The 23999-nt window shown below is 72.8% G+C and carries 30 protein-coding genes; all 30 read right to left on the bottom strand.

Annotated features, from left to right (window positions below):
- Positions 1 to 6: 6 nt before the first annotated feature.
- Positions 7 to 420 (bottom strand): DUF4214 domain-containing protein, encoded by a 414-nt coding sequence (locus QSJ97_RS08825; protein WP_285671360.1) that lies wholly within the window; start codon positions 418 to 420, stop codon positions 7 to 9.
- 10 nt (positions 421 to 430) lie between these two features.
- The gene (locus QSJ97_RS08830; protein ID WP_285671361.1) at positions 431 to 4846 is read right to left on the bottom strand and encodes a phage tail protein; all 4416 of its coding nucleotides are present in this window, start codon (positions 4844 to 4846) and stop codon (positions 431 to 433) included.
- The gene (locus QSJ97_RS08835) at positions 4846 to 5259 is read right to left on the bottom strand and encodes a DUF6950 family protein (RefSeq protein WP_285671362.1); all 414 of its coding nucleotides are present in this window, start codon (positions 5257 to 5259) and stop codon (positions 4846 to 4848) included. Before QSJ97_RS08835 ends, QSJ97_RS08830 begins: the two co-directional genes overlap by 1 nt.
- On the bottom strand, positions 5259 to 5825 hold the full coding sequence (locus QSJ97_RS08840; RefSeq protein ID WP_285671363.1) for a hypothetical protein: 567 nt from the start codon (positions 5823 to 5825) through the stop codon (positions 5259 to 5261). Before QSJ97_RS08840 ends, QSJ97_RS08835 begins: the two co-directional genes overlap by 1 nt.
- Complete coding sequence (locus QSJ97_RS08845) at positions 5822 to 6190, bottom strand: hypothetical protein (protein WP_285671364.1); 369 nt, start codon at positions 6188 to 6190, stop codon at positions 5822 to 5824. The genes QSJ97_RS08840 and QSJ97_RS08845 overlap by 4 nt, the downstream gene beginning before the upstream one ends.
- Positions 6190 to 8049: a phage tail tape measure protein gene (locus QSJ97_RS24975; RefSeq protein ID WP_352231064.1), complete on the bottom strand. Its 1860-nt coding sequence runs from the start codon at positions 8047 to 8049 to the stop codon at positions 6190 to 6192. The genes QSJ97_RS08845 and QSJ97_RS24975 overlap by 1 nt, the downstream gene beginning before the upstream one ends.
- A complete protein-coding gene (locus tag QSJ97_RS08855; RefSeq protein ID WP_285671365.1) occupies positions 8046 to 8216 on the bottom strand; it encodes a hypothetical protein in 171 nt (56 codons plus the stop codon). The genes QSJ97_RS24975 and QSJ97_RS08855 overlap by 4 nt, the downstream gene beginning before the upstream one ends.
- A gap of 26 nt (positions 8217 to 8242) precedes the next feature.
- Positions 8243 to 8608 carry a hypothetical protein gene (locus QSJ97_RS08860; RefSeq protein WP_285671366.1) on the bottom strand — a complete coding sequence of 122 codons (366 nt, stop codon included), beginning with the start codon at positions 8606 to 8608 and terminating at the stop codon, positions 8243 to 8245.
- Entirely contained in the window at positions 8608 to 9021 is a 414-nt protein-coding gene (locus QSJ97_RS08865; protein ID WP_285671367.1) for a phage tail tube protein, read from the bottom strand. Before QSJ97_RS08865 ends, QSJ97_RS08860 begins: the two co-directional genes overlap by 1 nt.
- A gap of 9 nt (positions 9022 to 9030) precedes the next feature.
- A complete protein-coding gene (locus tag QSJ97_RS08870) occupies positions 9031 to 9444 on the bottom strand; it encodes a DUF3168 domain-containing protein (protein WP_285671368.1) in 414 nt (137 codons plus the stop codon).
- The gene (locus QSJ97_RS08875) at positions 9441 to 9884 is read right to left on the bottom strand and encodes a hypothetical protein (protein ID WP_285671369.1); all 444 of its coding nucleotides are present in this window, start codon (positions 9882 to 9884) and stop codon (positions 9441 to 9443) included. The genes QSJ97_RS08870 and QSJ97_RS08875 overlap by 4 nt, the downstream gene beginning before the upstream one ends.
- Positions 9884 to 10879, bottom strand: a complete 996-nt coding sequence (locus QSJ97_RS08880; protein WP_285671370.1) for a hypothetical protein — start codon at positions 10877 to 10879, stop codon at positions 9884 to 9886. The genes QSJ97_RS08875 and QSJ97_RS08880 overlap by 1 nt, the downstream gene beginning before the upstream one ends.
- 9 nt (positions 10880 to 10888) lie before the next feature.
- Positions 10889 to 11281 carry a phage head closure protein gene (locus QSJ97_RS08885; RefSeq protein ID WP_285671371.1) on the bottom strand — a complete coding sequence of 131 codons (393 nt, stop codon included), beginning with the start codon at positions 11279 to 11281 and terminating at the stop codon, positions 10889 to 10891.
- Positions 11282 to 11284: 3 nt separating this feature from the next.
- A complete protein-coding gene (locus QSJ97_RS08890) occupies positions 11285 to 11893 on the bottom strand; it encodes a head-tail connector protein (protein ID WP_285671372.1) in 609 nt (202 codons plus the stop codon).
- Positions 11890 to 12039 (bottom strand): hypothetical protein, encoded by a 150-nt coding sequence (locus QSJ97_RS08895; protein WP_285671373.1) that lies wholly within the window; start codon positions 12037 to 12039, stop codon positions 11890 to 11892. Before QSJ97_RS08895 ends, QSJ97_RS08890 begins: the two co-directional genes overlap by 4 nt.
- Positions 12032 to 12235 (bottom strand): hypothetical protein, encoded by a 204-nt coding sequence (locus QSJ97_RS08900; RefSeq protein WP_285671374.1) that lies wholly within the window; start codon positions 12233 to 12235, stop codon positions 12032 to 12034. The genes QSJ97_RS08895 and QSJ97_RS08900 overlap by 8 nt, the downstream gene beginning before the upstream one ends.
- Before the next feature lie 4 nt (positions 12236 to 12239).
- Positions 12240 to 12701 carry a hypothetical protein gene (locus QSJ97_RS08905; protein WP_285671375.1) on the bottom strand — a complete coding sequence of 154 codons (462 nt, stop codon included), beginning with the start codon at positions 12699 to 12701 and terminating at the stop codon, positions 12240 to 12242.
- A 76-nt stretch (positions 12702 to 12777) separates the two neighbouring features.
- Positions 12778 to 13989: a phage major capsid protein gene (locus QSJ97_RS08910; protein ID WP_285671376.1), complete on the bottom strand. Its 1212-nt coding sequence runs from the start codon at positions 13987 to 13989 to the stop codon at positions 12778 to 12780.
- 37 nt (positions 13990 to 14026) lie between these two features.
- Positions 14027 to 14608: an HK97 family phage prohead protease gene (locus tag QSJ97_RS08915; RefSeq protein WP_285671377.1), complete on the bottom strand. Its 582-nt coding sequence runs from the start codon at positions 14606 to 14608 to the stop codon at positions 14027 to 14029.
- A gap of 415 nt (positions 14609 to 15023) precedes the next feature.
- Complete coding sequence (locus tag QSJ97_RS08920) at positions 15024 to 16268, bottom strand: phage portal protein (protein ID WP_285671378.1); 1245 nt, start codon at positions 16266 to 16268, stop codon at positions 15024 to 15026.
- Complete coding sequence (locus tag QSJ97_RS08925; protein ID WP_285671379.1) at positions 16265 to 17974, bottom strand: terminase large subunit; 1710 nt, start codon at positions 17972 to 17974, stop codon at positions 16265 to 16267. Before QSJ97_RS08925 ends, QSJ97_RS08920 begins: the two co-directional genes overlap by 4 nt.
- A complete protein-coding gene (locus QSJ97_RS08930) occupies positions 17974 to 18438 on the bottom strand; it encodes a hypothetical protein (protein ID WP_285671380.1) in 465 nt (154 codons plus the stop codon). Before QSJ97_RS08930 ends, QSJ97_RS08925 begins: the two co-directional genes overlap by 1 nt.
- A complete protein-coding gene (locus tag QSJ97_RS08935) occupies positions 18435 to 18893 on the bottom strand; it encodes an HNH endonuclease (protein WP_285671381.1) in 459 nt (152 codons plus the stop codon). The genes QSJ97_RS08930 and QSJ97_RS08935 overlap by 4 nt, the downstream gene beginning before the upstream one ends.
- A 127-nt stretch (positions 18894 to 19020) precedes the next feature.
- Positions 19021 to 19677, bottom strand: coding sequence for a hypothetical protein (locus QSJ97_RS08940; RefSeq protein ID WP_285671382.1), 657 nt, complete (start codon positions 19675 to 19677; stop codon positions 19021 to 19023).
- Positions 19674 to 20282 carry a hypothetical protein gene (locus tag QSJ97_RS08945; RefSeq protein ID WP_285671383.1) on the bottom strand — a complete coding sequence of 203 codons (609 nt, stop codon included), beginning with the start codon at positions 20280 to 20282 and terminating at the stop codon, positions 19674 to 19676. Before QSJ97_RS08945 ends, QSJ97_RS08940 begins: the two co-directional genes overlap by 4 nt.
- 102 nt (positions 20283 to 20384) lie before the next feature.
- Positions 20385 to 21077, bottom strand: coding sequence for a hypothetical protein (locus QSJ97_RS08950; protein WP_285671385.1), 693 nt, complete (start codon positions 21075 to 21077; stop codon positions 20385 to 20387).
- A complete protein-coding gene (locus tag QSJ97_RS08955; RefSeq protein WP_285671386.1) occupies positions 21070 to 21435 on the bottom strand; it encodes a helix-turn-helix domain-containing protein in 366 nt (121 codons plus the stop codon). Before QSJ97_RS08955 ends, QSJ97_RS08950 begins: the two co-directional genes overlap by 8 nt.
- 3 nt (positions 21436 to 21438) lie before the next feature.
- Positions 21439 to 21618, bottom strand: coding sequence for a hypothetical protein (locus QSJ97_RS08960; protein WP_285671387.1), 180 nt, complete (start codon positions 21616 to 21618; stop codon positions 21439 to 21441).
- A gap of 1 nt (position 21619) precedes the next feature.
- On the bottom strand, positions 21620 to 23500 hold the full coding sequence (locus tag QSJ97_RS08965; protein ID WP_285671389.1) for a helix-turn-helix domain-containing protein: 1881 nt from the start codon (positions 23498 to 23500) through the stop codon (positions 21620 to 21622).
- Positions 23500 to 23796, bottom strand: coding sequence for a hypothetical protein (locus tag QSJ97_RS08970; RefSeq protein WP_285671390.1), 297 nt, complete (start codon positions 23794 to 23796; stop codon positions 23500 to 23502). Before QSJ97_RS08970 ends, QSJ97_RS08965 begins: the two co-directional genes overlap by 1 nt.
- Positions 23797 to 23999 lie beyond the last annotated feature (203 nt).

The raw sequence follows: 23999 nt of genomic DNA on the forward strand, positions 1-23999 counted from the left end.
TCGGTCCTAGGCGATGTCGAGCCCGGCTTCGGGGCTGAGGACGAAGGCGGCGATCAGGTCGTGCTCGCCGATATCGCCCGCCGCGAGCGCATCGGACCAGTAGTCGAGCCCCGCAGCGTCGGCCTCGCGGCCGAAGGCGTTGCGGTAGAGCTGCCCGACGAAGGCGTCGGCCGCGTCATCGTCGAAGGTGCGCGGCTCCTCGAGGCCGGCATCGAAGATCAGGCTGTCGGGCCCGGTCAGCGGGCCGCCGCCGGCCAGGTCCTGCGCGATGTCGAAGTGCTGCGTCGCCGCCGAGACGCCGGCGAAGAGCCCGCCGAGCGTGACCTCGAGCGCGAGCCCGGCCTCGTTGGCGATGGTGGTCTGGCTGCCGTCGTAGCGGTCGCCGAGCAGCGCCCGGCCGAGGGTGTCGATCAATTCCACTGGGGTCCTCCTATCCGCAGAGATAGATGCAGGCGATGGTGGCGACGGCATCCGGCGCGGCGAAGGCCGCGCCCTCGCGCGCCCGGGCGACGGTGCAGGCGCGCAGGAGATCGTCGGCCTGGCGCATCCCCTTGCCCGGCATCGCGGAGGTCACGATCAGGTCGCCCGGCCGGATCTCCCCGCCCAGCCCGCAGACATTGATCTGACCCTCGCCCACGCCGTTCACCGCCATCTTGAGGAAGCCGGCGGCGATCTCGGCCCGCCGCCGCGCCGGCAGGTGCCCGGCCGCCACCGGCAGGCTCGCGTCGTCGAAGGCGGACATGTCCAGCGGCCGGAAGGTCACCACGCCGATGGCCCGCGGGTCGCGCGGCTCGCGCGCCAGGGCGATCTCGGTCACGGTGTCGTCGATACCCCGCCGCGCCACCACGCCGATGTCGACCACGATGTCGCCCGGCTCCGGGATCTCGGCATCCCGCGGCAGCAGCGCCTCGTGGCTGCCGGTGAAGGGCCCCGCGGTGCCGGAAAGCGCCTTGAAGGCGTAGCCGTCGCCCGAGGCGATCTTGCCCGAGGTGCTGGCGCCGGAGCTGGCAAGGATCGCCATCGAGTTGGTGTTGCTCGAGGTGTTGCGGACATTGAGATAAGGCCCGCTGTTGAAGCCGCCGTCGAAGGCGACCACCCGGCCCGAGGCCGCCGTCAGGTCGGCCGTCACCGTGAGCACGTCGCCGAAGAGCTGGTTGGTCTGCCCGAAGGTGCCGATCACCGAGCCGAACTGATCGAAGATCGTGATCTTGTTGGTGCTGTAGTTGTTGATGTCGACCCGGGCGCCCGATGTGCTGGTGCGGATGTTCTTCGCGATCAGGTCGTCGGTGTCGATCTTGTCGCCGGTGATGGTGCCGGCGACCAGCAGGTTGCCGTCAACAAACGCCTCCTGCTCGGTCCAGTCGTTGGAGAGCGGCCCGTCGAAGATCCACGCCTTCTGCCCCGTGTGGTTCGATGCCGTGCCGGTGTAGAAGATCGCCTGGTCGCCGGGGATCGCGATCAGGCCGGTGCCGCTGAGGAACTTGCTGTTGATCTCGCTCGCGTTGTCGACCTGGGTGAGCGAGGCCACGTTGATGTAGTACCGCCCCGCCCCGCGGGCGCCGTCGTTGCCGGCAGAACCGTCGGCGCCGTCGGCGCCGTCGGCGCCGTTGCGCGCGTCGATCGCCGGGGCCGACCAGCTCAGCGAGCTGTCGGTGGTGGTCGGCAGCGTCGCCGAGGGGAAGGCCACCGAGACATAGCGCACCCAGCTCTCGCCCGAGGGCAGCGAGGACGGGGTGCGCGACCAGCCGCTCGGCACCGAGGAGAGCGACCCGTCGTCGAAGTCGTAGGTGCCGCCGCTCGGCGTGCCGGGCGCGCCGCTGTCGCTGTTGCGGTAGATGCGGAGCTCGGTCTGCAGCGTGGCGTTGAGCCCGTCGGTGCCGTCCTCCACGGTCTTGACCGGGGTCGACCAGGTGCCGCCGCTCACGGTGCCGGAAGTGCCCGAATAGGTGAAGGTCTCGGCGCTCGACCAGAGCGGGTTGCTGCCGCCCGGGTCGTCGATCGACCAGCCCGAGGGCGGCGTCAGCACGCCGGTGGCGACGTTGAAGCTGCCGCCACTCGGCGTGCTCGGCTGGCTCGAGGCGCGCTTGAAGACGGTGATGCGGATCGAGACCTGCGGGCTGTCGCCATCGAGGAGCGCCTTGGTCACGCTCGACCAGCTCACGATGGCCTGCGCGGTCGCGCCCGGCGTCGCCGGCACCACCACCGCGGTCGAGGACCAGGCCGGGTTGCCGTCGGCCGCCGGCACGCCGACGGTCCAGCCCGAGGGCGGGGTGACGGCGCCGGTGGTGAAGTTGACGGTGCCGCCGCTCGGACCCGACGGCTGCGTCGCCGCGCGCTTGAAGACGGTGACGATCATCGGCCCGCCCGGGCCGTCCTGCCCGACCGCGGCGGCGCTCGGGGTGGCGGTCCCGAGATTGGCCTCGGCGCTCTCGTTGCCGGAGCGGTCGACGGCCGTGATCCAGACCCGGCGCTCGACGCCTTCGGCCAGGCCGGCCAGCGCGATCTGCGTCTGCGCGAACTCGCCCTGGAAGGTCGCCGCGCCGAAGGCATCGCCGGCCGCGCCGGTATAGACGCGGTATGCCTTGAAATCGAGCTCGGTGTTGGCATCGCCCGAGAGCACCAGCTGCCCGAGCGCATTGGCCGAGACCGACCAGTTTGCCGGCGTCGCGGGGGCGGTGGTGTCGGAGGGCGCGAAGCCCTGGTCGGCCGCCGGCACCCAGGCCGAGACGATGCCGTTTGGCGCCGCCGCGCGCACCGAGACCAGCCGGATCGGCGAGAGCGCGACGAACCGGGTGGCAGGCGCCGCCACCCGCGCGGTCTCCTCGAAGCCGTCGAGCGAATAGCGGATGTCGTAGCCGATCGCGGCCGGGTCCGGGCTCGCCGTCCATGTCACCACGGCGCGGGTCTCGTGCGCGCCGTCGGCGCGCAGATGCGCCGAGACCGTGAGCGCGACATCGGTCGGCGGGGCCATTGCCACCCGCGGCGGATCGGTGCGCGGGCGGTAGCTCTGGGCGATGGCGTCGCTGGCGTTCCACTGGAAGGCCAGCGGGTTGGCCTCGGTCACCTCGAGCTCGATGCCGAGGCGCGGCGTCTCGCCCTCGGGCAGCACGATGCGCGAGGAGACCACCGCGAAGTAGCGCGGGCCCCAGCCGAAATAGTCGCTGTCATAGATGATGGTGTCGCCCGGCTCGAGCTTCAGCGCCCAGAACGGGGCGGTGAGGGTGAGCGCGATCTTCTTGCGCCCCTCGCGCAGCGCGATCCGGGCGAGGCGCTGCGCGGCCGTGACCGACTGCGTGTATGGCAGCGGCAGCTCCTTGAACACCGTGCCGCCGTCCTCGGTCACATAGTCCGCGATGCTCTGCGCCGGGTAGTCCACCGGCACATAGTCGGTCTCGCGCGGGGCGTGCGCGCCCTTCACCGTGTTGTAGGCCTGGTCGATCCCGCGGTCGAAGGTGCCGGGCGGGGGAAAGACCAGCAGGTCGTCGTCGGTGAGCGTGAGCACCGGCGCCGGGATCTCGCCGCCGACGGGCTTGAAGACCCCCTCCGACCAGATCACGTCGCCCGCCGTGGCGGCGCCGAGCTCGGCCACGGTGCCGAGCCGGTCCTCGTCGGCGCGCACCAGCCCGTCGGCCTCGTAGCGCGGCTCGCTGCCGCCGCCCTCGAGGGTCACGTCCTCGTCGGCCAGGTTGGCGCGCGCCGTCCATGACGCATGCTGCACCTCCGAGAGCGGGGCGCCGATGCCGCAGACCGGGTCGGTAATGTAGTGGCGCAGCACCAGCGCGGCGTTGCGGCTGTAGCTCTCCGCCTCGCTGTCGCGCGGATCCTTGATGTCGCGCGCGCCCTCGAGCTCGACGCTGATCGCCGGGATGCCGGAGGGGAAGCGCTGGCGCGCCGCGTCCCAGGTGAGGTCCAGCGCGATATAGGCCACGCCGGTGCCGATCCGGTCGCTGCCCCAGACCTGCTCGCGCTCGGCGCTCTCGTCGGCCACGTTGACCGCGTCGGTCCAGTTGCCCGCGCTGTCCTTCGCCGCGACGGTGAGCTGCGCGCTGGCCACGTCGACATAGCCGTGGCCGCCGAGATCGTAGCTGGTGGTGGCACCGTCCACCGTCGCCTCGCCGAGCGTGCCGTCCTTCTCCGCCCAGGTGATGCGGTAAGCGGTGACGGTGCCGGCCGGGGCATCCCAGCTCGCCACCGCGAAATCGGCCGGCACCTGCGCCGGCGTGTCGCCCTCGCCGGTCACGATGTCGACCATGCGCTGCTCGATGGTGACCGCGAGATTGCTCGGCGGCGAGAGCAGCTGCGAGACGTTGCCGGTGGTCGGCCGGTCGGTCACCGAGGAGGCGTTGACGAAATAGGTCGAGGCCGCGGTCTGGCTGCCGTCGTAGAACTCGGCATAGGCATAGGCCTGCCAGCCGCTCAGCCAGGTGCCGATATCGGCGAGGTTGCCGTTGGCCGGGCTGCCGGTGCGCTCCCAGACCTTCTCGTCGCCGAAATAAAGCCCCACCGGCCCGCGCACCGGCCCCTCGGAGACCGCCGCGATCAGCAGCAGGCGCTTGTTGTTGGCGATCAGCTGGCCATGCACCAGCGTGCCGCCGACCCGGCCGCGGCCGTATTGCCGCCGGCGCGGGCTGATCGGCTCGCGGATGATCGCGTCGATCCCGGGGTCGCGCTCCGATGGCCGCTTGTTGCCGATCGCGGTGGCGGCGAAGGAGACCAGCGCGGTGACCACCGAGCCGACCACCGCGCCGATGGTCGCCGCGGTGGCGGCGGTGATGCCGCCGGCGATGGCCGCGCCCTGCGCGAAGGCAGCGGCAGCGGCGCCGACGACGGGCGCAACGAAGGGCATCAGTCCACTCCCCAGGCGATCAGCGCCTCGGCGGCCGGGCGCACGGTGATGCCCTCGGCCGCGAGCACCGCGGCCAGCGGGCCGGTCGAGACGCCGAGCGCGGGCAGCGCGTCCAGCCCGGCCGCGAAGGCCATGAGATCGCCCCGCCGGGCGAAGGGCACCGCGCGCCGCGGCAGGCGCAGGTCGAGCGCGGCGGGCAGGTCCGGCACCCCGAGCACGTCGCGCAGATGCGCGAGCGCCCCGGCCGCGCTGTCATAGCCGCCGCGCAGATCCTCGAAGCGCGCCGCGCCGGTCACCGCCTCGATGGCGCCGTCCGCGAAGGTCGTGCAGTCCCACGCGCCCCAGGCGAAGGCGCGGCTGCGCGCCCCGGCGACGAACATCGCCAGGCGCTCGGGCCAGTCCTCGCGCCGCATCAGCCGGTGCGCCCCCAGGCGCCCAGATCCTTGTTCTGCAGCGCCGCGACCCCGTCGAAGAAGGCGTCGTCGGCGTCCACGAAATGCCGCTGGTCCTCGGCCGACCAGACCCGCCCGGTGCCGCCGCGGGCGAGCGCGAGCCGCCCCTCGGCCTGCAGCGAGAGCCGGCCCCCGGCGGCGAGGCCATAGAGCGAGCCGTAACCCTCCCAGAGCCCGGCGCCGCCGACGACGTTCGCGGTGGCATCGTCCTCACCGTCGAGCCAGACCATCTCGACGGTCAGCCTGCGCCTGGTCACCCGCTCGGTGATCGCGCGCGCGATATGCTCCTGCGGCACGCCCGAGAGCGTGACGGTCATCGGCTCGATCGTGAGGTCGGAGGCGGTGCGCGGCGAGGAGAAGGCGAGCAGGTCGCCCGCCCCCTCCCAGACCACCGAGGCATAGGTCTTCTGGCCGATCCCGGTCCAGAGCCGGAGCGTGCCCGAGCTGGTCTCGAGCGAGCAGAAGAGCCGGATATGCTGCAGGTCCTTCAGCAGCTCGGCCTCGACCGCGGCGGAGAAGGTCTTCATTTTGCCTCGAAGAACTTGAGGGTGACCGGCTGGCCGACGCCGAGCAGGAAGCCGATGCCCTGCTCGCCCGCCGGGTCGAGGATCCAGTCGAGCGAGCCCGGCACGGTGCCGGTCGCGTTCGGCGCGACATCGGTGGCGGCGAAGGTCGCGCGCACCGCCTGCCCCTCGAGGCTGTCGACGAAGGCCGCAAGCGTGTTGGCATTGGCCTTGCTCATGTTCGCGAAGCTGAGCTCGGCATGCCAGCGCACCCCGCCCATGCTGTAGACCTGCGTCTGGAACGACGCCGGCGCCACGCTCACGATCTGCGCCCGTTCGCGCCAGAACCGGTATCCGGCGCAGTAGATCCCCGCAGGCCAGCCCGGCATCAGAACCGCCCCTGGATCGCCCCGCCCACGGCGCCGCCGCGGCGCGAGGCATCGGCCGCCACGCCCGGGATCCGGCGCAGGATCTCGCGGTTGCTGGCGGCGAGGCGCCGCTCGAGCTCGCGCAGCACCGCCTCGGAGGCGTCGCCCTGTACGGTGATGGTCTGCGTGATGCTGACCGGCCGGCTGCTGCCGCCCTCCACGCCGAGCCGGCCGCCCGGCCCCTTCCTGAGCGGCAGGATCGCCTCGGGGCCGGCCTCGCCCATCAGCCCGGTGCCGCCCGCGAAGGGAAAGAGCGTGGGCCCGTTCACCACGCCGCCGCGGGCGAAGGCGGTGATCGGGCCGGCCGGGCCGAAGACCCCGCCCTTGGCATAGAGCCCGCCGGTGCCGATGCCGAGACTGCCGCCGCCGCCGCCGGAGAAGGCGAGCCCGGCGAGGCCGCCGGAGGCCACGCCGAAGAGCTGGTTGAAGAAGCCGCCCGCGGCGCCCTGGCCGAACAGCCCCTGGCCGATCAGCTTGAGCAGCTCGGTGCCGACCGAGATCAGCGCCTCGCGCCAGTCCTCGGCCTGGGCGATGCCGCGGGCGAAGATGTCGCCGACGGTGCGGGCGAGTGCGTCGTTGGCGCGCTGCGCGTCCTCCGCCGCACCGGTCCATTCCTCGGTGCTGATCTGCACCTCCCGGCCCGCCTGCGCCACGCCGCCGAGCGCGGCGGTATAGGTGCGGGCGTCGCGGGCGAGATCGGCGAAGCTCTTGCCCGCGCGCCCGGTCCCGGCCCCCGAGAGGCCGAGGAGGTCGCTGCCCGCCGAGCCCTTGATGCCGTCGCTGCCGCCGCCGCCGGTGAGAAGCCCCGGCGCCCCCGCCCCCGGGATCTGCGGCCCGAGCCGGGTGCCGCCGCTGCCGCTGCCCTTGCCCATGAAGGCGTCGATCGCCGCCTGCCCCTCCGCGCCGAAGAGCATCTTCTGATCCGGCTCCGAGATCGCCATCGCCTCCGAGAGCCCGCCGGCCGCCCCGTAGGCGGCGCGCTCCACCGCGTTCAGCGCCTCCTGGATCTTGATCAGCGCGGGCGCGAGCCTGTCCTTGGCCTCCGCGCGGGCGGCGGCCATCGTCCGCTCGAGCTGGCCGAGCTTGGTGATCGAGTCCTCGGCGCTGCGGATCAGGTCCTCGCGCACCACCTGGCCGGTCGCGCTGGTCTCCTCGGCGAGCCGGCGCATCTCGTCGCCGCCGAGGCGGAAGAGGTTGACCAGCCCGCCGCCCTCCTCGCCCATCACCTTCTGCAGCGCGCGGAGCTGGTCGGCCGGGTTGTCGAGGCTCGCCACCGCCGTCGCGAAATCATAGGCGAGCTCGGCCGAGCTCTTGAGGTTGCCATTGGCATCCTCGAACTCGATGCCGAGCTCCTCGACCACCTTCTTCGCCTCGCCGGTGCCGGCGCGCGCCTCGGCCATCCGGCGCACGAAGTTCTCCATGGCCTTGTCGGTCCGGCCCATCTCGACCCCGAAATCCTCGGCCACCGCGCGCATCTGCTGCAGGAAGTCGGTGGTCACGCCGATCGCGTCGGCCTTCTTGCCGATGGCGTCGAGCGCGCGGGCGGTCTTCTCCACGCTCTGCAGGGTGAGCCCGCCGCCGATGCCGGCCAGCAGCCCCCCGCCGCCGACCACCTGGGCCCCGCGCGAGAGGCCCTTGCCGAGCTTGCCGCCAACCTTCGAGAGCTTCTCGTCGAGCCGCTCGGCGCGCTTCTCCATCTGCTTCGCGGTGCGGTCCATCGCGCGCCGCGCGCGGTTCATGTCGCTCTCGAACTGGCTGACCGTCGCCTGCAGCCTGAAGAGCAGGCCGACGCCGTCGTCGCTGTCGCCCGGGGTGGTCATCGGCGCATCCTCTTCACCTCTTCCATCCGCGCGCGCATCTCGCGCACGTCGTCCTCGTCAAGCCGTTCGGGCTGCGCCTCGCGGCCGGTGAGGCGGGCGTATTCCGTCCATGTCACGTGGAAATCCCAGAGATCGGTCCGGCGCACCTGGTCGGGCGTCCAGCCCATCACCGCGCCGAGGCCGAGATAGACCGCTATGCGGAAGCGGCGCTCGCCGCCGTCTCCATCCCGGCGGCGCCCTTTCCCGCCCGCGCCTCCCCGGCCTCGCGCGCGAGATCCGCGGGCGGCACCATGCCGAGCGCCAGCGCCTCCTGCGCGAGCCCCCAGGCGCGCTGCCAGCCCTCGTATTCCAGCACCTCGCCGGAGCGCAGCCGCGAGCCGCCGTATTTGAGCGCCGCATCGAGCACGGCGCGCACCTCCTCCTGCGTCGCCGCGAGCGTCGTGATGCGGTCGTGCAGCAGGAACGGGTTGGGCGCCACCCGGGCGACATCCTCGAAGAAGCCGAGCGGCGCGGCGAACTCGTGCGCGCCGCCGCAGATGTTGACCTCGAGCCGGCGCATCAGGAGCCGGGCGCCGCGTAGGTCATCACGCCGGCCGACTGCAGGGAGATCGAGAAGGTGATCTCGCCGCCGACATTGCCCGCCTCGCCGAAGGAGCTGATCAGCAGATCCCCCGTCAGCGTGCCGCCGTTGCCGAGGGTGATCACCGAGTCGGCGCCGACCGCCGCCCCCATGGCCGCGGCGACGATGGTGTCGTAGTCCGCCTGGGCATCGGCGACCCCCTCGCCCGAGGCCGAGAAGCTCTTCACCGTGGGCAGGAACTTGGCCCAGTGATAGCCGGAGCCGTCGACATCGCCGTCGGTGGTGATGTCGACGGTGGTGTTGTTGATCTCGTAGCTCTTGCTGCGCAGCGAGATCAGCGCCTGCGAGCCGCCCCAGTTGATGATCAGGGCGGGGCCCTTCTTTGCCGTCATGCCAGCCTCCTATGCGGGCTCCTGGGTGAGAAACCGGAACTGCTGCACCCCGTGGGTGGTCTCGCCGTCCGGGTCGGTGAAGGCCCGCGCCGGCAGGTCGAGCCGGGCGAGCACGAAGCGATGCGTGTCGAGCGAGAGCGCCGCATCGTGCAGCAGCGCATGCACCCGTGCCTGGATCCGCAGGCACTCGACCTTGCCCCCGGCGCGGGACCAGGCATCCACCTGCAGGATCACCTCGGCGCCGTAGCCGCCATCGGTATCCCAGTCCTGCATCGTCGACGGGCCGAAAGAGATGTAGGGAAACGCCACGTCGGCCCGGGCGCGGTCGAAGATGCGCCCGCCCACCAGGGCGGTCAGGGTGGTGTCGCCGTCGAGCGCCGCGAGCACCGCCTTCTGCACCTCGAGCCGGCTGTCGGCGCTCATCGCCGCCCCCGCTGCACCGCCGCCTTCGCGCCGGCCCGCAGGGCGCGGCGCACGCGGCTGCGCACCCGCCGCCTCACGGCGCGCCAGGCGACCCAGAAGAAGGGCTGCGCCTCGTGGCCCGGATGCCGCTCCTGCCCCTCGCCGCCGGGGTGCCGGCCGAACTCGCTGCGGAAGGCCGCGTCGCGCGTCTCCTTCTCCGAGCCCGCCCAGATCATCACCTCGACGGCCCGGCCGTCGGCGCGCGGGCGCAGCCGGTGGTGGATGTCATCCGCCACGTGCAGATCGTCGTCGGAGCGCGGCGCGAGCGTGCGCGCGACCGAGACCATCTCCCGGCCGCCCCGGTTGAGCGCGTCCGTCAGCTTCTCGAGCTCGGCCTCGGCCAGCCCGTCGAAGACCGAGCGGGCATGCTCGAGCCCCTCGACATACCGCTTGCGGGCCATCAGGCGATCTTGCCCACGAGCAGATAGGTGTCGGTGGCGACGCATTGCAGCGAGGCCGCCGCATGCTGGCCGTCGAGCCCGAGCGTCGCGCTCGGCTCGATCGTGACGCCGCCGCCGGCGGTGACGCTGACCGCGCCCGTGCCCCATTGCAGCAGGTCGACCCGCTGCCCCACCGACAGGGTGCCGCTGTTGACCGTGAGCGCCTGCGCCGTGCCGGCGGTGAACCGCAGCAGCTTGAAGGCGTCCGAGGCCTGCAGCGTATAGTCGGCCGCCTTGTCGTCGACCGTCTGCGTGCGCCCGTCGCGCCAGGTCTGGCTGCCGAGCTCGGTGTCGAGCGCCGCGGCGATCTCCGCGCCTGTCTGGTCGGCGGTGGCCCCGTCCTCGACGTTGATGGCGGTGCGCAGGCCGCCCGCGGTCACCGCCCCGGTCAGGCCGGCGACAGAGGCCACCGGCGAGACATCGGCGCCGTCGGCGATCCCGGCCAGCTTGCTCTTCTCGTCGTCGGTGAAGGCGTTGGTGTCGGCCTCGGCCTCGTAGGCCGCCTTGATCTCCGCGCCGGTCTGGTCGCCCGTCGCCCCGTCCTCGACGTTGATGGCGGTGCGCAGCCCCGCCGCGGTCACCGCCCCGGTCAGCCCGGCGACAGAGGCCACCGGCGAGACATCGGCGCCGTCGGCGATCCCGGCCAGCTTGCTCTTCTCGTCGTCGGTGAAGGCGTTGGTGTCGGCCTCGGCCTCGTAGGCCGCCTTGATCTCCGCGCCGGTCTGGTCGCCCGTCGCCCCGTCCTCGACGTTGATGGCGGTGCGCAGCCCCGCCGCGGTCACCGTCCCGGTCAGGCCGGCGACCGAGGCCACCGCGTCCTCGTCGAGCCAGAGGGCGCTGTCCGCCAGGTCCGTGGCGACCGTGCGGACATCGGCCGCGGAGATATCGCCCGCGCTGTTGTCGGCCAGCAGGGTCGCGATCTGGGTGGCCATCTCGGCCCGTGTGCGCTGTGTCATCTCGCCTCGCTATCCGAAGGCCGAGGAGAACGCCGGGGAGAACGCCCGCGTCAGGTCCGCCCCCACGGCCACGCCCCGCTCGAGCTTCATCTCGATCACGCGGTTGCGGTTGTCGATCTGGATCGGCTGGCCGCGGATGTTCCACACCGCCCCGCGGATCACCACGCGGTCGGCCGAGGTGATCCCGGTCGCGGCGGCCGAATACCGGATGCGCAGCGTGCCGGTGGCATTGCCCTCGAGGCGCCCGGCCTCGATGCCCTCCTTGCCGAGGGTCTCGCGGAAATGCGCCCAGACCGTGACCAGGTCGCCCCAGACCCCGAGCGCCTGGCCGTGCGCGTCGCGCCCGTCATCGCTGCGGCGCTGGAAGCGCGCCCGCTCTCGGAACCGTCCTGCCCGTGGCATCGCTCAGCCGAAACTGTGGATCCGGTAGGGATCGACGAGCTCGCGCACGCCGAGCGGCACCTCCGCCGGCGCCGCCGCCGCAATCACGGTCTCGCGGTGCTCGTACATCGTGCCGGCCAGCATCAGCAGCCCGGCCAGGAGATCGCCCGGCACCTGCTCCGAGGCATAGCCCGCGGTATAGGTGATCGAGACCGGCAGGCCCCAGTGGCGGTAATCCGGCCAGCTCTCGCCGAAGGCCGGGCGCAGCAGCGCCGGCACCGGGGTCAGATCCGCCTCCCAGCTGCTCGCCGCCACGGTCTGGCTCGCGCCGTCCGGGTCGACATAGCCGACCGAGGCGATGGCCGAGACCTGCCCGCCCATCAGCTCGATATCCGCCCATGACGTCTCGGGGAAGCCCGAGAGGCGCAGCACCACCTCGCGCGACACCAGGAGCCGGCCGGTGCGCCGCTCGATCATCGCGCGGGCGGCCGCGATCACGCGGGCGACCTGGTCGTCGTCGTCGGCGAAATCGACGCGCAGATGCTCCTTCGCCTCCGCCACCGTCACCGGCTCGGAGGCCGCGGTGCCGGGGTCGAAGGCCAGCCGCGGGGGCCGCCAGCTCCAGTGTCTCACGTCTCGGTTTCCTCGGCCTCGTCGCGGCTGCGGGTCTCGGGCGGGCGGCGCACGGCGCGCTCGGCGCGCGCGGCCTTCACCCGCCCGGGGCGGTCCCTGGTGCCCGGGCTGCGGTCGCCCGGGCGGGGGCGGTCGTTGTCAGCCACTCGAGACCGACAGCACGCCGCTGTTGACCCAGAGCGCGCCAGCCTCCGAGGGGTCGCTGGTCGGCAGCCCGGTGAGCACCACGCTGGTGCCCGAGACCGAGAGCGTGACCGAGGTGCCGAGCTTCAGGCTGCCGCCGTCGGCCACGGCCAGGGCGTCGCCGCCCTGCTCGTTGTGGACCTTCGCGTTGTAGCTCATGGGCTCAGCTCTCCGCCGGGCTCGCCGCGGTGGCGCGGTCGGCGACGGTGGCATGGTCGGTGCCCGGCGACTTCCGCTTGCCGTAGAGGATCGCGGTCACCGTGCCGAAGGCGATGTTGGCGGTGCTGCTGCCGCGCACCGCCTGCACATAGCGCTCCTTCGGGCCGAACACGTCGACGACCAGGAGCTGGCCATTGAGATCGTCGTTGACCGTGCAGGTCGCGGTTGCGACCGCACCGGCGAGCGCGGCCATGCCGCTGTCGCTGTCGTCGCTGTTCTGCTCCACCGTGAGGGTCGCGACGCCGGTGGCGGCGCTGTCCTCGATGGGGGCCACGAAGATCACGCCCTCGTAACCGGCCATGTCGACCCGGTCCGAGTTGTTGTCGATCGCGCTGCCGGCGGACACCGGCGCACCCACCTCGCGGATCTCGACGCTGTCCGAGAGGGGCATGTTGAAGGGGTTCATATCGTCCTCCGATCTGGGGTGGCGCCGCCATCGGCGGGCCATGGCGCCCCGGCCGCGCGCCGGGGCGCGGGGCGGGTCAGGCCAGCTTCACGCGGGCGAAGGCCTCGGCGAGCACCGGCGCACCGTCGGTCTCGCGGCGGGCGATGAAGCCCACCTGGTTGGCCTCGGCATAGAGCTCGTCGAGGCGCTGCATCTGCATGTCGAGCGCATCGGCGATCCAGTAGTGCGAGAGGTCGCCGAACAGCCCCACCCGCTTGCCGGTGGTGAAGGTGCTCGGCATGTATTCCGACATGTAGATCGGCCGGCCGAGCAGGGTGTCGGGATCGCTCCCGGTCAGCCCGGTGCGCCAGAGATACTGGCCCTCGCCGTCCTTCAGCTTGGCCAGCTGCTTCACCGCGTCGCGGTGGAAGATCCAGACCGCGCGCGAGAGGTACTGGGCCTTGAGCGAGAACTTGGCGTTGATCAGCCCGTCGGCGGTGATCTCCGTCTGGCTGTTGTCGGTCGCGACATCGCGGCTCGCCGGGATACCGTCGTTGCTGGCGGTCATCAGGCCGAGCGGCTGGCGCTGGCCGGTGCCGTTGATGAAGGCCTTCTCCTCGGTCACGCCGAACTTGTAGGCGAAGCGCTGGCGCACCAGCGCCTCGATGCCGATGGTCGACTTGCGCAGGATGTCCTTCGAGATCTTGATCCGCTTCGCGAAGGGGTGCGGGTAGATCTCGCGCTTGCCGAACTTCATCGCGGTGTCGTTGGAGCCGGTGCCGAGCTCGGTGGTCCACTCGGCATCCGAGGGGTCGGCCACCAGCTCGGGCGCGCCGAGCGAGCCGGCCATGCCGAGCTGCTCGGTGGTCGCCAGCCGGCGGATGAAGACCTCGTCGTCGACCGCCTTGATCAGCGTGTTCACGAACTGCTGCGGCGCGGTGATGAAGCCGCCGCTCGGCCCGTCCTCGGCCTGCAGGTCGCGCACCTCGAGCCCGGCGCCGATGCGCCCGGTGCGCAGATAGGTCTCCCAGGCGCGCTGGCGCTGCTCGGCCTGGGTGCCCTGCGGCTTGCCGCGGGTCTCCGCCCCGGTCTCGGCCTCGCGCAGCGCCGACTCGCGCTCGAGCTCGCGCAGCCGCTCCTCCTGCTCGATCTGGCGGCCGACCTTCTCGGCCTCCTCCATCGCGCGCGTGAAGTTGCCGCGCTCCTCGTCGGTCATCTCCCGCTTCTCGGCCTCGGCCTGGTCGACGATCGACCGCGCCTGCGCCACGATCTGCGCCCGCTTCTCGCGGAGCTCCTTGGGGTCAGCCATATGTGCCTCCTTGGCTGCTGTGCGGATGGGTCCGCGGTCAGATCCCGGCGAGCCGAAGACGGGCCCGCGCAAGGGTGAGGGACGGCGCCGGGGCTGCCGGTGCCGGTGGTCGTGCCGCCTCGAGGCTGCGCAGCGCGGCCTCGGTCTCCGGGTAGGCGGGGAAGGTCACCACGCTCACGTCGAAGAGCTCCCCGACATGGTGGATGGTGCGCACGGTCGTGCCGTCGTCGCGGAAGTCCCAGGTGTCGTGGTCGACCGTGAAGCCGAAGGACATCTGGTTGACATCGCCGCGCGCCATGCTGGCCCGCAGGTCGCGCGCGCTCTGCGTCTCCGGCAGGTCGATCTCGACGGCCAGCCCGCGGGCATCCTCCGAGAGCCGGAGCGTGCCCGAGCGGGTGCGCCCGAGCACCATGTTGGCGTCGTGGTTGATCAGCGCCCGGGTATCGCCGCCGAGCGCATCGCGGAACGCGCCCGGCGCGATCACCTCGGTGAAGCCCCCGAGATCCTCGGAGGCGGAGTTGTAGAGGGCGGCATAGCCGCGCACCAGGCGCGCCTCGCCGTCCTCGGCCTCGGCCATGCGGAGATCGCCCGCCGGCGCCAGCCGTCGCTCTGCCTTCATCGCTGTCTCCCCTGATCGGCGGGCACCTTGCGGGTCGCGCAGATGCCAAGGCTCAAACGCCTCAATGTCATCCAGTGACGGCCACACCCCGGCGAAGGCCATGGCCCGGTCATCCAGGTACACCCGAGCGGCCGGCTTGCTCGTCGGCCACGACACGCGGGCGAGCACCCTTGCAGCCTCGGCATCGCCGCCAAGGCTTTCAGCGAGTGCGCCCGCCAGCCACTCTCTCATCGCGGCCACGCCGTCAGCATCGCCGGACCGCGCCGAATGCACCGCGATGTCAAAGCGGTCTGCCGCGGATGCGAGAAACTCCATCGCGCCCTCGACGGCGGGGCCTGAGATGACCGCAGCGCCCCGCCACACCCCGTCGTGCAGATGCAGCACGCCATCGAAGTCCAGGCAGAGGAGCGGCTTTCTAGGCATCAGCCCCATCCGCCGCGCCCGCCCCGTCCGGCACGTCGCCGGCGAAGACCCGCGCGAGGTCGATCGGCACCGTGGCGCCCTGCACATAGAGCTGGTCGCCGCCCTCGACGCGGGCCAGCCCCTCGAGGCCGCGGATCTCGTTGGGGGTCATCGCCGACATGTAGAACATGTTCCGGTAGTACTCGGCCCGCGCCTTCGCATCGCCGCGCATCATCCCCTTGAGGTCATAGGCGATCACGAACTCCCGGCGCCCGGCCTCCGAGAGCAGCGAGCGGTTGAAGCGCGCCTCGTGCCGCGTCGCCCAGGGCAGCAGGGTCTCGCGCACGAACTCGATCGACTGGTGCTCGATGTTCGAGAAGGTCGCCCGGCTGAGATCGCCGATCTTGTGCGGCGGCACCCGGAAGATCCGCGCGAGATCGCCGAGGGTGAGCTGCATCAGCTCGGCAAACTGCGCATCCACGTTCGACATGCCGAACTGCGTGTATTTGAGCCCGGCATCGAGCACGCCGACCCGGCCGGCATTCATCGGCCCGCGGTGCATCCGCTCCCAGTCCTCGCGGATCCGGCGCGCGCCCTCCTGGTCGAGGATCGCATCGGTCTGCAGCACGCCGCGCGGGCTCGCATCGTTGGCCATCAGCCGCGCCTGGTAGCGCCGGGCCGCGATGGCGGTGCCGAAGGCCACGTCGTGGATCATGATCGGCGCGATCGCCCGGCCGTCGCGGCGCAGCTTGTAGGGCAGGCGCAGCACCTCGTCCTCGAAGAAGACGCGGCCCCCGGCGCGGTAGATCATCTCGCCGCCGGGCCGCTTCTCGGCGCTGACGAAGGGGCTCTCGAAGGGACGCAGCTCCACCACCCGCCCGGCGCCGTTCACCCGCTTCTCGAAGACCGCCTCGCCATGAAGGCAGGCATCGCGCACCGCGAGCTCGCGCAGCTCGAGGCTGGTCATCCAGTCGCAGGGCTGGCCGCGCTCCGAGCAGATCACGCCGGCGAGCGGGTGATCCTCCACAACCTCGCGCGAGCCGTCGGGCCGCTTGCGCATCACGTGCAGCGGCGCGGCGGCCAGGCTCTCGGCGATCACGTTGATCGCGGCGAAGGCACCCGGCAGGCCGAGCACCGTGTCCTCGGTCACCTCCACCCCGGCCTCGCCGGCCGGCGGGCCGAAGATCCGCGCCAGCGCCGGGTCGCCCGGATGCAGCGCGTTCACCACGCTGCGCAGCTGCCGCCCGAGCCAGCTCACAGCAGGCCCCGCGTCTTCAGCATCTCGGCAACGTCGGTCTCCGCCTCGGGGTTGCGTGCCATCAGCTCCACCGCGTTGAAGGCGGCGATCAGCGGGTCGATCTTCGCCTTGCCGGTTCCGGCCTTGGTGATCTTCGTGGCGTTGCCCGAGAGCTCGGCCTTCGCGTTGCCCACGCACCAGGCCATCAGGCCCTGACCGCCATGCACCATGCTGCCATCGGCCAGGCCCCGCTCGGCCGCCTTGATCGCGCCGTTGAGCCAGCCGCCCTGGCGCACGCCGCAGAGCTGCGGCTGCGCGAAGCCGGCGGCGCCGAGCGCCTGCACGAAGGTCGGCGCCTCCGCGGTGTCGAGCCCGATGCCCTGCTGCCGCGGCAGGCGGCGCGCCTCCTGCACCTGCCTGACGATCTCGACCAGCTCTTCCTTGTCCTGCGTCGGGGTCTTGCAGATCGTCACGTCGCCCGCGCGCTCGAGGTCGCGCAGCTTCGGCGCGATCTCCTTGCGCCGCTCGAGCACGATCGGCTTCGCCCAGGCATGGGCCCAGAGCTGCCAGGCCCGCGTCTCGGCATGGCGGCCCAGCACCGCGAGCCCGAGCAGGTCGTCGAGCCCGCCGCCGTCGATCCCGACGGTGCAGACATCCGAGCTCGCGAGGATCGCCTCGAGGTCGAGCCCGGGCCGGGCCGCGCCCTCCCAGAAATCGGCGCCCACCCAGCGGTCGGCATGCAGCGCGATGCCGATCTCGACATTGAGATGCTTGCTGCCCCAGGTCGAGATCTCGGCGGGGCCGTCCTCGCGCGCACGGGCGAACTCGGTCCTGAGCCGCGCGAGATCGAAGGAGCGCCCCATCGAGGGGTTGACCAGGTGCCAGTTCTCCGGGTCGGCCCATGGCCGGGTCTCGTCGAGCTGCATCTCGGCCGGGAACTCGTAGATCACCGGCAGCATCCGGGTCGCCTCGGTCCACTCCCGGTCGCGGATCCGGCGGGCGCGGGCCAGCTCGGCCTTGAAGATGCCCTCGGGCGGGCGCTTGCTCTGCGTCGTGATCATCACGAAGAGCGACTGCGGGAAGGTGATCATGCCGCCGCGCACCTCGGCCAGCACATCCGCCGCGTCGTGGCGCTCGCCGAGCTCGTGGATCTCGTCGAGCAGGCAGAAGACCGGGATGCCGCCGGTCAGCACATCGGTGTCGAAGGTGCGGATCTCGAGCACCGCGCCGGTCACCCGGCAGGCGATCTCCTTGCGATAGGCGCGCACGTCGAAGCGCTCCTGCAGGAAGCCCTCGGGGTCGGCCTCGATCATGCCCTTGGCCTGGTCGAAGGCGGTCTGGGCGATCTTCTGGCGCGGGCCGATGATCAGCAGGCGGGCGTTGCGCCGCTTGTTGAGCAGCATGAAGGTCAGCGCCATGGCGGCGGCGATGGTGCTCTTGCCGTTCTTCTTCGGCACCAGCACGAAGAGCTCGCCGACATGGCGCAGCCCGCTCTTGCGATCGACCGAGCCGAAGGCGGCGGCGACGATGTCGCGCACCCATGGCGCGCAGGCCTCGTCGAGCGTCGGATAGGGCGGCACGTCCGGCAGGCGCAGCCCGCCGAAGACATCGAGCGCGCGCGCGGCGGCCTTGCGGTCGATCGGCAGGTCGGGGATCGGGCTGCGCCCGGCCTGCAGCCGCTCCCACCAGTCGGGGCAGCTCAGATCCCAGCCGGTATCGAGCGGCATCAGTGCAGCTCGCCCTGCTCGCCCGGCTCACCGAGCCGCTCGGCCCAGGAGCCCTTCGGGGTATGCGCGGCCCGGCGCAGGCGTTCCTTCTTGCCGAGCGGCTCCGCCGGCTTGGCCGGCGTCTTCGGCAGGCGGTCGATCTCGGCCAGGTCCATCATCTTGCGCAGCTCCCTGATGGCGCCGACATTGCCCTTCGCCGCCTCGGCCTGCAGGCGCAGCGCCATCTCGCCCCGGACCTGGGCGATGTAGATCTCGCGCGCCTTCCTGAGGTCGCGAAAATAATGCTTGCGCAGCGTCGGCGCGCTGATCCCCAGCTCCTCCGCGACCTGCGCCGCAGTCCAGCCGATGGCGACCAACAGCCTGACCTTGTTGACATTTTCCGCGCTCGGCACGTGCTCGTTGCGGCCCGGCCTGCCCCGGTTGGCCGGCAGCGGGTTGCCGAAGAGGTCGAAATCCCTGCTCATGGAAAAAAAGTGTCCCGCGGGGTGTGGTGTCGGGTCTCCTGTCGGGCGGTTGCCAGGGATTGGACCGCCCCCCGGGTCAGGCGCCGGCCGGTCGCGTCGAAGATCGCGGCGCCGAAGATGCGGTCGCCGCGGCGCTTCGGCCCGTCGTGGCAGGCGGCGCAGAGGCACTGGAACGGTCCCTCGACGAAGGCCTGCCAGTCGCCGCGGTGATCGAGCACGTGGTCGCAGACCAGGTCGCGGCTATGGGCGAAGAGCCGGCCGCAGAAGGCGCAGGTGAAGCGGGCCGCGCGCAGCACCGTCGGGCGTATCGCCCTGTACCAGAGCGGGCGCTTGTACCAGGCGCGCCACGGCTCGGAGCGGTCGCGCCGGCGCGAGCGGTCGCGCTCCGGCGTCAGGCTCTGCAACGCGGCGGGGGCGGTCGCCAGCATCGCCGGCACCGTCTTGAGCTTGGTCATCGTGGCTGGTGGCTCCGGTCGAGCAGGGCTGGAACGCAGAGCGCCCGGCGGGCCATCGGCCCCCGGGCGCATCTGTTCGACTGTGCCTGAGTTCATAACTTCAGGGTCATTCGGCGTCAACCGAAAATCACAGCAGCGCGCCCAGGCGGTCCATCGCCGCCCCGAGCGCCGCCGAGAGCGCGGCCTTGGCCGTGCGGGTGCGCGGCAGCCCATGCGCCGCCAGCACGTCGCAGAGCGCCCAGCCGTCGACGCAGACGCGGTCGACCAGCTCGAGCACCGGCACGGCCCCGCGCGCCGCCCGGTCGGCCTGCCCGCGGGCCGAGACCGCCACCGCCTCGGCGCCGATGGCCCGGTGGCAGGCCCGCAGCAGCTCCGCCCATTCGACGCGGGTCGCGGCGCCGCCGTCGCTGCTCCCGCCCCGGCCGCCGCCGCCCTCCTGATCGCGCGAGACGCTGGCCACCCGCTCGGCCAGCCCGGCATAGGCCGCGGCCACGTCGCGCTGCGGCGGCGTGAGCGCCCGCAGGCCGCGGCCGGTGCGGCGCGCCACCGTCTGCCGGCGCCCCTCGACCTCGACGACATCGAGCGCCACGGGGCCGCGCGCGAGGCTGACAGGCCCGGCATCGCGCCCCGGCATCACCGGCAGGCGGCGCTCGGCCAGCGCCGTGACCATGTCGCAGGCCATGCGGCTCTCGGCGAGCCGGGTCCGTCCGGCCGTGAGGTCGAGCGCAGGCTCGGCGCCGTCCCGGTCGACATAGCCGCGGGCGATCCGCCGGGCGCCGCTCATGAGCCGGCCTCGGGGCCGACCAGCTTCGCCATCCGCGCCGCGTGGCCATCCCACTCGGCCAGCTCCCGCGCCGCCTCGGCATCGCCGTTCGCCTTCTGCCGGCGCAGCCACTCGACCCGCCGGGCGATGCCGGCCGCCTCCTCGCCGATCCGCTCCCAGTGCCGGTCCTTCTGCGGCGCGCCGTATTCGCGCAGCCATTTGGAGAGCGCCAGCGCCTCCCACGGGCTCCGGTCCCAGGCGGCGCGCCCGGCGGCCGAGGCCATGTAGGTCAGCACCAGCCGGTCGCGGTCCACCGGCGGGCGCTGGATCTGCCGCGCGATGTTGAGCACCGCGACCTCGCCGGGCCAGAGGTTGCGGTTGGCGCCCTCGGCCCGCTCGATCACCGCCTCGGCCAGCGCGTCGAGGCTGGCCGCGCTCATGTAGGCCAATCGCTCCGGCAGCCGGTCGAGCATCGCCTCGTGCTCCTCGGCCCGCACGCCCTTGGGCTTGCGCAGCCCTGCCTCGCGCAGGCGATCGAGCAGCCGCTCGCGCACCCGCCTGCGGCTCACCTTCGGCTCGCAGGTCTCCGCCGTCTCTGCCTCGGTCGTCGCCTCTGCCGTCTCCATGCCCGCACCTTCTCAGCCTGCCAACGCCTGCCCCGGGGATCTGTCCGGGGGTCTTCTAGGGGGAATTCCATTCCCTTCCTTTCCGCACGTGACACATGACGGTCACGCCGTGTCCCGCATCTGTCCGTGACCTGTCGCATCTGTCACGCCGGACAGGTCTTTTCCTGCGGCAACAGCGACTTGCACGAACTGCCCGCCCTGCCGGCCGGGCAGCAGAGCGCCGCCGCCGCGCGGCAGCAGGCCGAGCTCGCGCGCGATCCACGCCGCCTCCTCGGCCCGCCGCGCGCCGCGCAGCGCATCGCCGCCGCGCGCCTCGATATGCTCGAGGATGCGCGCCGCGTGGCGGTCGATCTCGGCATTCGCCGCGCGCACGCCGATCTTGCGCATCAGCGCGCGCACCCGCTCCATCCGCTTGCGCTCGCGCGCCGCCGCCCGGCCGGTGCCCTGCCGCTCGGCCGCCTCGATCACCGCCGGCAGCAGCGCCGGCAGCGCCCAGCGGCCATCCACGGTCTCGCGCCAATGGGCGAGGCACTCATCCGCCACCGCCGCCCAGGCGGCCACGTCGCGGCCGAGGCCGGCGAGCTGGGCGAGGCTGACATGGGCCATCGGCACCGTGCCCGCCGGCACCTGCCGCCAGGCCGCCAGCGCGAGGTGCATCTGCGCGCGGAAGGCGCCGTCGGAGAGCCCGGCGAAGGCCGGGCCGGTCAGCAGGTCCTGGTCGACCAGCGCGCGCGGATAGGCCCGCAGATCATGCGGCTCGAGGTCGAGCGGCTCGTGTCCGGCATGGTCATCCATGGTCGCCGATCCCCCGCGCCTCGGCGCGCCGGCAGGCCGCCAGCACGGTGCTGTGATCGCGGCCGAGCGCGCGACCGATCCGCGGATAGCTCCAGCCCTCGGCGCGGAGCGTGAGGCACACCCGGTCACGCAGGCGCACCATCTCGGGCACCTGGCTGCGCCGGCGCACCAGCCGCACCGCCGCCGCGCCGGTCTCCGGCGGCAGGCCCTCGGCGCGCACCGCATCCTCGGCGGCCTGCTCCAGCATGCCCTTCGGCGGCGCCATCGCCCCGCCCAGCCCCGGCAGATCGGTCCAGATGATCTCGACGGGGCCGGTCGCCGGCGCCTTCATCACATGCGCATGGGATCTTTCAGCCATCGCTCACCCCTTGTCCTCCCGGCGCTGCCACCGCTCGAAAACGGTGCAGCACATGATCTCGGCGACATCCGGGTCGCCCTTCAACTCGTCGACAGCCACGCGCAGCGAGACCCCGCCGGCCTCGTGCACCTCCCAGCCGCCATCGGCACGGCGCAGCAGGATCCGGCTGCCGAGCCCGTTCAATTCAGTGCTCCACAAAGGCGACCGGCGCGTCGCTCTGCCAGCAGAGCGCGCAGGAGCCGCAGTGCCGGGCGCGGGCATCGCCCGCCATCGCGTCGCGCTGCTCCGGGCAGACGACGAGATCGCCGTAGCGCGGCCGGTCTAGGGGGGCGTTGAACGTGACCGAGCCCCAGGCCCCGGATCGGCCGGAATGGCGGATCGCGAAGCGGCCGGGGAATGCTTCTCGGATCGCCGCGACCTCCGCGCCGATCTCGCTTTCCGGCGGATGCGCGGTGAAGCCAAAGGCGTGCAGCGTCGGCCGGCTGTAGATCTGCCGCCACCACCAGTCGACATAGCCGGTCGACCAGAAGTCCCCGAGATAGTGCAGCCGCACCAGCACCGCCGGATGCGCCGCACAGAGGGTGTCGAGCTCGGGCCCGAGCCTGCCGAGCAGCGCCTCGCCATGGCGCCAGCGGATCGCATGCGGATCGTTGTTGCCGTAGCAGCGCGCCCAGAGCGCGCAGGAGCGCGGGCAGCTCGCCCGCTCCTCGAGCGAGAGCGTCACGATGCGCGCGCCCTTGAGGCGGCCGACCAGCACATCGCCGCCGATCTTGGAATTGTTCGCGCCGTCCTTGAGGATGCGCAGACCCGCCGTCGCCGGGTCGGCCGGGTCGAGCACCCTGGCCGCCATGATGCTGCGGCCCTCGGCCTGCGCCTCCGGGCTGGCCTCGCGGCCGGCGCGACCGGTCGGCACCGGCGTCGCCTTGAACCGCCGCCGGTCGCGGGCGACCACCTCGCGCGCCTTCTCCGCCCGCGCCTCGCGCCGCGCCGCGGCCTTGTCGGTGGAGTGTGCCGCCGGCGGCGTCTCGGCTTTCGGCTTCGGCAGGAACTCGGCCGGCGGCGGGGCATCCGCGCGCCGCCCGCCCCGCTTGCCCGGCCGGGCCCGCAGCCCGAGCTTGTGCAGCCGCCGCCAGATGCAGGTGCGGCTCAGCCCCAGCTTCTCGGAGATCTCGGGCACGCTCATCTCCGCGGCCAACGCGCGCCACTCGTCGTCGCTCACGCTCATGGCGCGCGCGATGCGCGGCATCGGCCGGGCGCTGAGCCCGCGCTTGTGCAGCCCGGCCCGCACCGCCCGCAGGCTGCGGCCGAGCGTCTCGGCGATCTCGGGCGCCGTCATGGCCTCGGCGAGCTCCGCCCAGGTCATGTCGCAGCCCTCGGGGCGGGTGTCGCGCGGATGCGGGCGCGGCGGCGCCTTTTCGCGCACGCGCCGCGGCGGCCTCGGCACCGGGGCGGCCTTGAGCCCGTGATGGCGCAGGCGCGAGCGCACGGCATGGTCACTCAAACCGAACCGCTCGCGGATCTGGGGCACCGTCAGCCCCTCGGCCACGGCCGCGGCGAAATCGGCGCGCAGCTGAGCCGCGGCCGTGCCGCTGTTGCCGCGCGGCGCCGGGCGGGCCGTGAGGCCGTGCGCCTTGAGCTGGCGATAGACCGTGCCGCGGGTCACGCCTAGCCGCTCCGCGATCTGATCCGTTGTCAGCCCCTCCGCGACGAGCGCGGCCAGCCGGCGCTGCTTGCGTGCCACCTTCGCGGCCTCCTGCGCGGCGGCCTGCGCGGCGCGCTCGGCGGCGATATCGCGCACCGGCCCCGCGGCCTGGCGCGCCTGCGCCCGCTTTCGCGCCGCGGCGCGCTCGGCCGCGCGCTTGAATTTCTCCTGCCGGTTCCAGGCGCGGCGCGCCGCCTCCTTCAGCGCCTGCGCCCCGCCGGGCCCCTCGCCCGCGTCGCGGCTGAAGGTGCGCGGCGGGCATATGGTCACGTTGACCCCGCGCTCGCGGATATCCTCGAGCCGCGGGGCGCGCGCGCCGGCCGCCGCAATGGCCCGCTCGGCCTCTGGTGACAGCGACGCCATCAGCCCCTCCCCCGGGGATGCCCGGCGGGTCGCAACACCCCGCCGGGCGCGGCGGCTTGTAGGTTGGCCGCCGAGGGGGGCCCGAGGGTCACTTGCCCCGGCCCCGTGTCGCCCGCGCCCTGCGGCGCAGGCCCCGCCGCGAGGGCGAGCACTTCTCCGACGACGCGCTTGACGATGCTCGCCCGGCGCCTGTCGGGGATCTCGATATCCGGGTGCGCATGGCAGGCCGCGCGGATCTGGCCGTCGATCGCGCGCCAGAGCGCCGGATAGGCGGCCTCGTTGCGGTGCTGCGCCATCAGCCCCTCCCCGAAAAGGCGCCGGGGCCGAAGCCCCGGCCAGTCAAGGGAGGAAACGCCCGGGAAGGGCGGGCGGCAGGGGTGGGGGCCCTGCCGCCACATCCGCCGGCGCCCCGGCGGATCTCGTGTGCCGCGGGCCGCAGCCCGCCGGCGAAACCGGTTTGGCGGGGCGTCTCGCCCCCCGCCAGGGGGCGCAAGGCCCC

The organism is Paralimibaculum aggregatum, assembly GCF_030270585.1.
GTDB lineage: Bacteria > Pseudomonadota > Alphaproteobacteria > Rhodobacterales > Rhodobacteraceae > Thermohalobaculum > Thermohalobaculum aggregatum.